Consider the following 10756-nt stretch of genomic DNA (forward strand, 5'->3'; position numbering starts at 1 on the left):
CATCAGTACCACTTGATAAAGAACCAAAAAAGCACAGAATCTCTCCCGTGCTTGGATAATACATCTTTAATCTTAATTTAAACGAACAGCAAATGATGGTGTGTAATAGTGAGTATTGCCAACTGAAACATTTTGTCCGGGTGCCGGTGCATGAACAAAGCTTCCACCACCTAAAGCGATCGCAACGTGGTATGAACTGCCACGTCCGCCCCAGAAGTATAAGTCACCAGCTTGAGCCTGACCGACAGGGATCTGAGTACCTGCATTTTCCTGTGCAGTTGTCATACGCGGCAAGGACTTGCCTTTTTTGCCAAATACGTATTGCACGAAACCAGAGCAATCAAATCCTGCAGGAGTTGTCCCGCCCCACGCATATGGCGACTTGTCTACAAATGAAAGTGCATACGCTGTAACTGAACCATATGACGCAGCCGGTGCAGGCGTGAAACTTCCACTACCACCGTTACTGCCAGCACTATTATTACGCTTTGCATTATTGTTATTACTTGCTAATTGAACTGTCTGTGTGCTTGCAGGTTCTGTTGCTTGCTGGCCTTGGTCTTTATTGCCAACACTGTCTTTAGCAGTGTCAGCAGCCTTAGTTGCGGCAGCAATAGTTTTAGCCTTCTCTGCGTCGTCGGCAGCCTTCTTGGCATCTGCAGCCGCTTTTTGTGCAGCTGCGTCTTCTTTATTCTTTTTAGCATTCAGTTCAGCCCGCTTGGCATCCAAGTCAGCACTGCTTTTCATTAACTCGATCTGTAAAGTCTTGTCTTTCTTGATCGACTTATTCAAAGCAGTTTGTTGCGCTTCAACTTCGGCTTTGTCGTCTTCTTGCTGCTTCATAATCTGATTGTTAGCCCGTACGACTGTAGCTACAGTGATAGTCCGACTCACAGCATCGGAAAAACTCTCTGAATCAGAGATAAATTTCAAAACAGAACCTGAATTATTGACCTGTGCTGAGCGTGCTTGCTTTTGTAACTGACCGTTTCTTTCTGAAATGTCTTTTTTTAAATCAGCAATTTTTTGCGTCTTAGTTAATTGTAATTTTGTGTTACTCTCAATTTCCTGCTGAGCAGCCTTCAATTTCTGTTGTGCAGCTGCAATTTCAGTATTAACGTTTTCCAAATCAGAAGTCGTGTCTGCTGAGATACTTGGAGCAGTGACACTCAATAACGTAACTGTTGCCAAAACGATGGCACATTGACTAAGTAAGTTTTTCTTCATGAATATGTTCTCCTATGTAAAATAATGTAATTTAATAAATATTTTTCGTTCGCTTAATTACCACGATTTCCATATTATCATTATTAACATAGGATAACCATTACATTATATTTACAAAAACTGATATTATTTAAGAAAAAAGACTCTTATATTACAAAAATGTTTCACAAACAAAAACAACAATGCTTGTTCATCAATAAACATGATAACCAACAAGGTTTTGTGCCTACAACTAGCTTCTTTATATTTTCCACAATTTTTAAGATTTGTTACAATAATTTCATTTAGTTGCGAACTTTTTTTAAATTTTTATTCGGAATTAACTATATTTAGTGAAAAATAACCTCTAACGCCCTGATATTGAGGTTAAAGGTTATTTGCTTATATATTATATATTCTGCGTCAAAGCCATTAAGATTGGGACAACTATCAATGCGAGGAAAGTCGTCTCTGTGACCATTACGGAGGCATAATCAGCATCAGCATTGTACAAACGAGCAACAACTGGTGCATTTGTCATCACGGGCATCGCTGATTGCAAAATAAAGACTTGTTTCATTAAAGTAGGAAAATTGGTCGATGCCACCAAAAGTGTCATCAATAATGGTGCTAACACAAAACGTCCTAACAAGATCAATAGATTGTCTTTCTTTAGTGACAGCTGCTTTAGGCCGGCATTATACACACAGATCCCAATAAAGATCATGGACAAAGGGGTCGTCAAATTACCTAGGTAACTTAAGTCCTTGATCACAAATAACGGTAATTTGATTTTTAGCAAAACAAGCAGTACCCCAACGATAAAACCTAGCAATGGCGGTGAAAAAACTTTTCTGACCGTAGTCTTTAGGTTAAACTTAGCATCTTGCATCCCATCTCTTTGAATAAAATAGGTCCCGATCGTCCAAAAAATCGTGGTATTTGCCATATAATAGATCAAAACAAAGGGAATGCTCTTGCTGCCAAACAAGGCTTGGTTAATTGGCAAACCAACAAAAACTGTATTTGAATTGAAGAACATTGATGAAAATAAGCCGCGATGACTGCCGGAAACCTTAAATATCCGGGCAAAAAGAAGTGCCACGACCATCAAGATCAACATCGAAATGATCGGAAACACCAAGTCAGGAATGATCCCTATCAGCTGATGTGCTGTGAACCGACTAGTGATCGTATCAATCATATAACATGGTAAGCCGATCTGCGTAACTAGCTTAGCGATCAGCTTGTCAGTTGAACCGGGAAACCATCCTCTAGCTGCCAGAACATATCCAACGATGATCAAGACCAAAATAATAATGACACCCGAAATACTTTGTAAAAACACACTCAAAATAAACTCTTCTCTCTAACTCTGTATTACAAAACCTATCTTACTTGTGAGTATACTCGTTTTTTATTTTCATGAAAAGCGAATCAAAATATTTTATATGCTCACCACACTTTTCATACTCTCTCGCAAACCACTCATTAAATTCATGAATTTTTTTGCTAATTGTTTAATTTTCCTAAAAAGCTCTTCAGCTTATTTCAAAAAAAAGGCTTAAAGTGTATAATTCAATTATGTTTGAGAACACATAAAGGAGTCATATATGGCTAATAAAAATAACAACGAAGAGGACTATTATGAAACACCCCTGCGTCGGCAAGATAACGGGAGTTCACACCAGTTCAAAAAAAAGCATACCTGGCGCAAAAGGATCTGTGCTATTCTTTTAGTCGTTGGACTGGCAGTAATTTATGGCGGAACTGCATATGGTTATCACATGTTACATTCCGCTAAAAATACCCTCAACGATACTTATACAGAATCAAATGTCAAAAAAATGCGCAATGTTTCTGACGTGATCAAAAATAAAAAGCCTTTTTCCTTATTGATTTTGGGAACGGATACCGGTGATCTGGGTCGTTCAGATAAAGGCCGCACAGATACGATCATTATCGCAACAGTCAATCCGGAAAAAAAGCATGTCACTTTAACAAGTATCCCGCGGGATACTGAAGTTAGGATCGCCGGCTCGGATAATTCCTACGATAAGATCAATTCGGCTTACACCATCGGCGGTGTTTCAACTGCGATCAAAACCGTACAAAATACAACGCACGTTCCGATCGATTTCTACCTCCTAGTAAATATGGGCGGTTTACGTAAGATCGTTGACGCATTAGGCGGTGTCACCGTCACCCCAACTTTGACTTTCAAATACAGCGATGCTGATGTTACCAAGGGTAAAAAAGTCACATTAAATGGTAAACAGGCTCTCGCATACTCACGCATGCGTTACGATGATCCAGAAGGTGATTATGGTCGGCAAAAACGTCAACGGCAAGTCATAAAAGAGATCATCAATCAGGCGATCAGCGTTTCATCTATCACTCGATTCCAAGACTTGCTCAAGTCGATCCAAACAAACATGAAAACCGACCTGAGTTATGACGATATGATGACGATCGAAAGCAACTATAAGAGCGCTGGTAAAAAAGTCGACTCCTACACATTACGTGGGGATGATGCAATGCTTGGCGGCGCCTCTTATCAAATTGCCTCATCATCAGAAAAGAAGAAGGCTTCTGACCGGATCCGGGAACAGCTCGACTTGCAGCCAACTACCGAAACTTTCAGCAACCCGATCGAAAGTGATGGTTCAATGGGTCAGGGACAAGGTACCACGGGCTCTACGACAGATCAAAGCCAAAGTGGACAAGGTCAGATGTATGGCGGTGGTCAAGATTATTTTGGACAACAATCAACCTATGGCCAATCTCAAGGCACTGGCGCTTACGGCTATTAAAAAATTCAAATAAAAAATATCCTGACATTGAAATGAACAGTGTCAGGATATTTTATTGTCATTATTTATTCAGGTCACAACCGGAAAAATCTAGTAATAAGCTGCCATACGCCAAACCTGCCCCAAAACCGCTCAACAAAGTTAAGCCCAATTGGTCCCTATCGTTCAGCTCTTCAGCTAAAACTGATGGAATACCGACTGAGGAAGTATTTCCATGGTCGGTAATATTCACGCCAAAGCGACTCGTTGGCAAGCCCAGATAAGCCGCGATCTTTTCGATCAAACGTAAGTTAGCTTGGTGAGGTACCACTAAATCAAGTTGCTGCGGGGAGATTTCTTGTTCCTGTAAAAAATCAGCAATGTGTTTCGTAACGGTTTCAGTTACAAAATTAAAAACAGCGTGCCCATCCTGGTAAAAAGCATCTACCTTAGGATAATTAGCAGCAGAGATCTCCTTTAACGGTGCGATCCTTCCGCTGTGAATAACGTCGGCATTACCAGCGGTACAAAGCTTTTCAGCAACAAAGATCTCTTTTTCTTTTTCCGGCGTAGAACTGATGATCATCCCAGCTGCCCCATCGGCAAAAAAAACTGCTGAAGTCCGGTCCTTAAAGTCTTGCATCTTCGAGTTGTTTTCCGCACTGATCACCATCACATTATGATAGGCACCGCTGCGAATAAATTTTTCCGCAGTGCTTAATGCAAACACAAAACCCGCACAGGCTGCCGAAATATCATATGCAAATGCTGTGGTCGCTCCCAGATTAGCTTGGACCAAGGCGGCTGTTGACGGTGTTAAAGCATCAGGAGAGATCGTTGAGACAATGATCATATCTATTTGAGCAGCACGAAGTTTAGACTGTGCCAGCAACTTCTCGCCAACCTTAGTTGCCATCTCAGAAGTATTCTCATCAATTGCGATGTGGCGAGTTTTGATCCCAGTATGTGTCTGGATCCACTTATCAGACGTTTCCATTAAAGAGCTCAATTCATCGTTATCTACAACTCGTGGCGGAAAATATTCGGCCCAAGCCCTAGCTGTTACGTATGTCATATTCTGCACCCCAGATTCATTTGCCAGCTAACAGCTGCAAAAAGTTTTTTGTTTTTAAAAACAGCACAAAAAAAACACTGCTCCCCCTATTTTTTCATAAGACGAGGCTTAAAACACTTGCCTTACGAAAAAACCGCAGGAAGCTTTTCAGTTTCCCACGGCCTATTTTGATGCGGGTAAATGGATTCGAACCATCACGAGCGCAATGCTCACCAGATCCTTAGTCTGACGCGTCTGCCAATTCCGCCATACCCGCGACAACAAATATTATTATATCAAAGGTAGATTAATTCTGCAATAGTTTTTTATTGTACTAGCCATTACACTAACGCAGTACCTCTTTATCGCCGATCCAAGCGCCATTTGCAACCAGCTGCAAATGGCCGTGGCAACGAGAACACACATAACGATCGGTATTGACTCGCCGGACCCGTGGATATGTTTTCCCACATGAAACACACTGGTACAAATACTTTCGTTTTTGCCGGACAGCTTGCTTCGAACGTGGTGCATAGCGTGAGCCGCCGACTTCTTGTAACAAACGTTTGAAATCATTATCGCAATGACGGTATCCTGCATTCACTAAATGCAAGTGATAGTGACATAACTCATGTTTGATCACGCCGACCAAAGTTTGTTTGCCATGTTCTGTCAACATTTTTGGATTGATCTCAATATCATGGGTCGCCAGCTGATATCTGCCGCCGGTCGTACGCAAACGTTTGTTGAAAAAAGCACGATGCAAAAACGGGCGCCCAAAGAAATCGTTAGAAAGTTTTTCAACTAAATTTTGCAAGTCATCGTTTGTCATTGGGCACTTCCTACACTAATTTAAATTCAAGTCTAAAAATCTCTTCCATAAAATGCTAAAATTTAAGATGAAGTTTTTAGAAAGGAGCTTTTCTTTGACTCCACAAGATATATTAGAAAAATACTACGGTTATACTGAATTTCGCCCTGGCCAAAAACAGATCATTGACCAAATCTTGGCCGGGCAAAACACCTTAGCGATCATGCCGACCGGGGGTGGAAAGTCGCTGTGCTACCAGGTGCCGGCTTTATTGCTGCCTGGCTTGACTCTGGTAGTTTCACCGCTGATCTCCTTGATGAAAGATCAAGTCGATTCCTTAAGAGATAGCGGGATCCACGCCGGATTCATCAACAGTTCGCAAAGCTGGGAGGAAACACGCCAAATCTTAGCAGCAGCAGCTAATGGTGAGCTAAAGCTTTTATACATTGCACCAGAACGTCTGGAGCAGCCGGGGTTCATGGAACGGCTCCAACACTTACATGTTGCTTTAGCAGCCATCGATGAGGCTCATTGTATTTCACAATGGGGACATGATTTTCGTAAAAGTTATTTAGCGCTAAGCTCTATTCTACCACAGATCCAATCTCAGCCAACGATCATCGCTTTGACTGCCACAGCAACGACTGAGGTCGCACAAGATATCATGGCGCGTCTAGATGTACCGCCAGAAAACGAAGTCAAAACCGGTTTTGCCCGCCCTAATTTAGCTTTTAAAGTAGTCAAGGGGCAAAATAAAAACAATTTTATTTTAAAATATGTCAAAGCAAATCGAAATTCAGCGGGGATCATCTACGCAGCAACCCGCAAAAAAGCAGAACAGATCGGTGCTATGTTGCAAAAAGCGGGGATCAAGGCCGCAGTCTATCATGCCGGTTTACCTGAAGATGTTAAGAAAAAGAATCAGGAAGATTTTTTATTCGACCGTTTATCAGTCATTGTAGCAACAAACGCATTTGGCATGGGGATCGATAAAAGTAACGTTCGCTATATTATCCATGCTCAAGCGCCGGGTAGTTTAGAAGCATACTACCAAGAAGCCGGCCGGGCTGGACGCGATGGTTCAAATGCAGAGGCGATCTTGCTGTATGCTGCGCAAGACATGCAGATCCAACGTTTATTTGCAGAAAACTCTGATGCCGATGAAAAACATAAAGAAGTCATTTACCATAATATTCAAAGTATGGTAAATTACGTCAACACACAGACTTGCTTACAAAAATTCATCGTAAATTATTTTGGTCAAGACATGGAAGATTGCGGTACCTGTTCCAACTGTACCGATGACCGCCAAGAAACTGACATTACCGTCACAACTCAAAAGATCTTGTCATGTGTAATGCGGATGCACCAACGTTACGGTCGGAAACTGGTTGCCCAGGTCTTAGCCGGCTCAAAAGCCAAGCGAGTGTTAGAACTGAACTTGACCGAGCTGCCGACCTACGGTATTATGCACGACACCAAGGCCAATCAGATCGAAGAATTGATCGATTACTTAACGGCCAGCGGCTACTTGACGATGCCGGACCCGCAGTATCCGACCTTACACGTCACACAATTAGGAGCGGATATCTTGCGGGGACAAGGTACGGTGACTCGCAAAGTAGCTATTATTCAAAACAATAGTGCTAACCCCGAGGATTCTGAATTATTTGAACGTTTGCGAGCTTTACGTTATGAACTGGCCGAAAAGCAAGGAGTCCCGCCCTACGTTATTTTCTCAGATCAGACTTTGCATGAAATGTGCAGTCAATTGCCGGATGAACTTGAGCAAATGTTAGAGATCAAGGGTGTCGGCCAACAAAAATTAGCCAAATACGGACAACAATTCCTGACCGTACTCGACAGTTATCGTGACAAAGAACCTTCTGACTTAGTTTAAACAAAAAAAGCATTTTCTCGTCTGTTGCGGGAAAATGCTTTTTTATCCACCCTAACTTGACCGACTCGTTGCATGATCCGGCCAATATGGGCATTAACGTGATCCATGGCATCAGATTGTTCCTGTTCTGACTCCTTAAAGGCCGGACCATCGATCTTTTGCCCCGAATAATCAATGCTGGCATGCATTTTCTCACATCCAGCAACAAAATCACGGTACGCTTTCACTAACTGCTTATGCGGCCCGATGATTGCAACTGGTGCGCTGATTTTCTCGAGCTTAGCCATGTTTTGCTGATATACTTCGATTCCCTGGCTAAAGCTTTCCTGGATCTGTGCGTACTGGTCTGCACTTAATTCTTTCTTGTCAGTCACGACTCCATTTGCCAAGTCAAAGTATGAATTTAGATTTCCACCGATATCTTCAGTCGCTTGTAAAATGTCTGTGATCGTTTGTAAGTAGTGCCCCAGATCAGCTTTTTTCTTCAAAATCGTTCCTCCTCTAGTTCCAATTATAACAAGTATACCATTTTATTGCCCACACAAAAAAGAAGGGTCATCCCCTTCTTCTTTGCTTTATTTCCAAAAATCATCATAGACGTTGATCGGTAAATGACGTTTGTGTTGTGTTTTCAAATACCAATTTTCAATTTTTTCAGCGGCACTATCTGCAATCTCTTTACCTTCCAGATAGTCATCGATCTGTTGATAAGTGACGCCTAAAGCCACTTCATCCGGTAAAGCAGGTCGATCTTCTTCCAGGTCGGCTGTCGGAACTTTTTCATACAAATGCTTAGGAGCACCTAAATAAGTCAGTAAAGCCTTGCCTTGTCTCTTGTCTAGACGCCAAAGAGGTGTAATATCGGCACCACCATCGCCAAATTTAGTATAAAAGCCAGTTACCGCTTCAGCGGCGTGATCAGTCCCAACGACAGCACCAGCCTTAGCACCAGCGACAGCGTATTGAGCAATCATACGGGCCCGGGCCTTAATGTTGCCCTTATTGAAATCACTGACAGTGAGATCATTAGCTTCAATAGCGGCCATCATGGCATCGGCACTATCCTTGATGTCGACTCGGACCATCTGATCGGCCTGCATAAATTCGATCGCATCCAAGGCATCCTGTTCATCAGCTTGTGAGCCGTATGGCAAACGGACGGCAATAAATTGATAGTCCTGGTCTCCCGTTTCTTGGCGCAATTCACTAACGGCTTGTTCACACAAGACACCAGCCAAAGTTGAATCCTGCCCACCGGAGATCCCTAAAACTAAAGACTTAAGAAATGAATATTTTCTGAGATAATTTTTCAAGAAGTCGACTGAACGTCTGATTTCTTGCTTGGGGTCGATCTCAGGAAGTACTCGTAGTTCGGAAATAATTTGTTTTTGCAACGGACGCATCCATATTCCTCCTCGTATGGTTAAAAAATAAACGTTGGTTTTTAAACCAGGTTTACTGACTATTTCTACTTTATTTACTGGACACTACATGGTAACCTCTAATGTCATTGACTTTGTTCAAAGTGGTATAGGTTGATTTCCCCTCGTAATTAGACGAGCAAATTTTGCACTTTTCCTGCGAGAATGACAGCAGTTAAAGTTGATCAAAAACTGATGTCATATTTTCTACCACAGGTGTTATTTTACACTTTTTAAGTGATTTTTACACGAATATCACCATTTTTTTCAGAAATTTTGCACTGGAACCTTTTAAATATTATTGTGGAACATGACTGGCCATTCGTGCAAACATTTCGCTAAACAACCGCAATAATTATAGCATTTTTAATAAGATTTAGACTTGCTGGTCTATTCAAGCATTCATTTGGTATAATGGTAGCAACTTTAAGAAATAAAGGCAGGGTCAAATGAGCCAAAAGTTTACGGAAGTCTCCGTACTCGGAGTCAATTTTATTCAAGCAACTGTCCAGCAGTTTTTAAATCAAGTCTATCAAGACAGCCTTGACCGGCAAAATCGCTTTATCGTAACGGCCAATCCAGAAATAGTCTTAACGGCTAGGGCAAATCATAAATACGCCCAAATAGTTGCTGGAGCGGACTACACCACCGCCGATGGGATCGGGATCATTAAGGGTGCTCAAATCCTCGGGACTCCTCTTCCAGAAAGGATCACCGGCTTTGATAGTATGCTAGCTATATTAAAATGGGCAGGCCAGCATCACAAACGCGTCTTCTTGTTGGGAGCAAAACCGGAAGTGGTCAAAGCTGCCGTCACTAAAGTTGAAGTAAAATTCCCTGGGATCAAGATCTGTGGTTGGCAAGACGGCTACTTTGAAGACGAAGATGCAGTGGCAGAAAAAATCAGAAGTGCTCATCCCGACTTTGTCTTCGCAGCGTTGGGTTTTCCCAAGCAAGAATATTTCATTGCTAAATACCGTCATGTTGCAGATGCCATCTGGATGGGTGTAGGCGGTAGTTTCGACGTCTTAGCGGGTTTTGCCCAAAGAGCACCCCAAAAATGGCAAGATCACCATGTTGAATGGCTCTATCGTTTGCTGAAAGAACCAAGCCGCATAGGGCGAATGATGGCACTTCCCAAATATTTAGGCTTGGTCTACCTGCAAAAACTAACACACAAAAGCTAAGCCAGAAATGATTTTAATTAAAATGTTACTTAGAAATACTAAGGCAAAGTTAAGTTTCAAGTAAAAATTGAAAATTGTGGTCTACCGGGGGTCTTGTATTTCACCTCTGGTGGGCCACAATTTTTTTACGGCAAATTTAGTAAGTTATGGCCGCTCAGGTTTCAACTGGCATTTGTGTCTCTTGTTTTGCAGAACTTCTGGCACTTACTTTATCGAGATTAGACCACGTCCTCATTTTTTCAATACTTTACGCTTTGAAACCTGACTGATTTCTGATACTCAAAACTGTTGCAATTCTCCACTTTCATTGTGAATAAACACCAATTATTTTCTTAGCAGTCTTCCCATTTTTTCAGGGTCTAAACTTTTTAGTGTTGATGAGCGT

General features: G+C 41.9%; 9 protein-coding genes and 1 tRNA gene. 3 read left to right on the forward strand and 7 right to left on the reverse strand.

Features of this window, described 5'->3' with window-relative positions:
* Positions 1 to 72: 72 nt before the first annotated feature.
* Together FC65_RS05480 and FC65_RS05485 are read right to left on the reverse strand one after the other, a co-directional pair.
* Complete coding sequence (locus FC65_RS05480) at positions 73 to 1227, reverse strand: C40 family peptidase (RefSeq protein WP_056971850.1); 1155 nt, start codon at positions 1225 to 1227, stop codon at positions 73 to 75.
* A 388-nt stretch (positions 1228 to 1615) separates the two neighbouring features.
* Complete coding sequence (locus FC65_RS05485; protein WP_056971851.1) at positions 1616 to 2560, reverse strand: AEC family transporter; 945 nt, start codon at positions 2558 to 2560, stop codon at positions 1616 to 1618.
* Positions 2561 to 2819: 259 nt separating this feature from the next.
* On the opposite strand from FC65_RS05485, the gene FC65_RS05490 reads away from it, so the two are divergent.
* Positions 2820 to 4019: an LCP family glycopolymer transferase gene (locus FC65_RS05490; RefSeq protein WP_056971852.1), complete on the forward strand. Its 1200-nt coding sequence runs from the start codon at positions 2820 to 2822 to the stop codon at positions 4017 to 4019.
* A gap of 61 nt (positions 4020 to 4080) precedes the next feature.
* Here FC65_RS05490 and FC65_RS05495 read toward each other — a convergent pair whose 3' ends face one another.
* The 3 genes from FC65_RS05495 to FC65_RS05505 form a co-directional block, all read right to left on the reverse strand.
* On the reverse strand, positions 4081 to 5073 hold the full coding sequence (locus tag FC65_RS05495; protein WP_056971853.1) for a beta-ketoacyl-ACP synthase III: 993 nt from the start codon (positions 5071 to 5073) through the stop codon (positions 4081 to 4083).
* Positions 5074 to 5244: 171 nt separating this feature from the next.
* Positions 5245 to 5329, reverse strand: a tRNA-Leu gene (locus tag FC65_RS05500).
* Between the two features lie 69 nt (positions 5330 to 5398).
* Entirely contained in the window at positions 5399 to 5884 is a 486-nt protein-coding gene (locus FC65_RS05505; protein WP_056971854.1) for a SprT family protein, read from the reverse strand.
* Between the two features lie 94 nt (positions 5885 to 5978).
* On the opposite strand from FC65_RS05505, the gene recQ reads away from it, so the two are divergent.
* On the forward strand, positions 5979 to 7763 hold the full coding sequence (gene recQ, locus FC65_RS05510) for a DNA helicase RecQ (protein WP_082619046.1): 1785 nt from the start codon (positions 5979 to 5981) through the stop codon (positions 7761 to 7763).
* On the opposite strand, the gene FC65_RS05515 is transcribed toward recQ, so the two are convergent.
* Positions 7760 to 8251: a hypothetical protein gene (locus FC65_RS05515; protein ID WP_235803080.1), complete on the reverse strand. Its 492-nt coding sequence runs from the start codon at positions 8249 to 8251 to the stop codon at positions 7760 to 7762. The two genes, recQ and FC65_RS05515, sit on opposite strands and share 4 nt — an antisense overlap.
* Before the next feature lie 87 nt (positions 8252 to 8338).
* Positions 8339 to 9166, reverse strand: a complete 828-nt coding sequence (gene nadE / locus FC65_RS05520) for an ammonia-dependent NAD(+) synthetase (RefSeq protein WP_056971856.1) — start codon at positions 9164 to 9166, stop codon at positions 8339 to 8341.
* A gap of 467 nt (positions 9167 to 9633) precedes the next feature.
* Here nadE and FC65_RS05525 point away from each other — a divergent pair, with 467 nt between their 5' ends.
* Positions 9634 to 10371 (forward strand): WecB/TagA/CpsF family glycosyltransferase, encoded by a 738-nt coding sequence (locus FC65_RS05525; RefSeq protein ID WP_056971857.1) that lies wholly within the window; start codon positions 9634 to 9636, stop codon positions 10369 to 10371.
* Positions 10372 to 10756: the final 385 nt, after the last annotated feature.

The organism is Ligilactobacillus acidipiscis DSM 15836, assembly GCF_001435755.1.
GTDB classification, from domain to species: Bacteria; Bacillota; Bacilli; order Lactobacillales; family Lactobacillaceae; genus Ligilactobacillus; species Ligilactobacillus acidipiscis.

Excerpts from the sequence above, each read along its gene's own strand:
- FC65_RS05480 (WP_056971850.1), bottom strand. The coding sequence starts at position 1,227 with ATGAAGAAAAACTTACTTAGTCAATGTGCCATCGTTTTGGCAACAGTT.
- FC65_RS05490 (WP_056971852.1), top strand. The coding sequence starts at position 2,820 with ATGGCTAATAAAAATAACAACGAAGAGGACTATTATGAAACACCCCTG.
- FC65_RS05495 (WP_056971853.1), bottom strand. The coding sequence starts at position 5,073 with ATGACATACGTAACAGCTAGGGCTTGGGCCGAATATTTTCCGCCACGA.
- FC65_RS05505 (WP_056971854.1), bottom strand. The coding sequence starts at position 5,884 with ATGACAAACGATGACTTGCAAAATTTAGTTGAAAAACTTTCTAACGAT.
- nadE (WP_056971856.1), bottom strand. The coding sequence starts at position 9,166 with ATGCGTCCGTTGCAAAAACAAATTATTTCCGAACTACGAGTACTTCCT.
- FC65_RS05525 (WP_056971857.1), top strand. The coding sequence starts at position 9,634 with ATGAGCCAAAAGTTTACGGAAGTCTCCGTACTCGGAGTCAATTTTATT.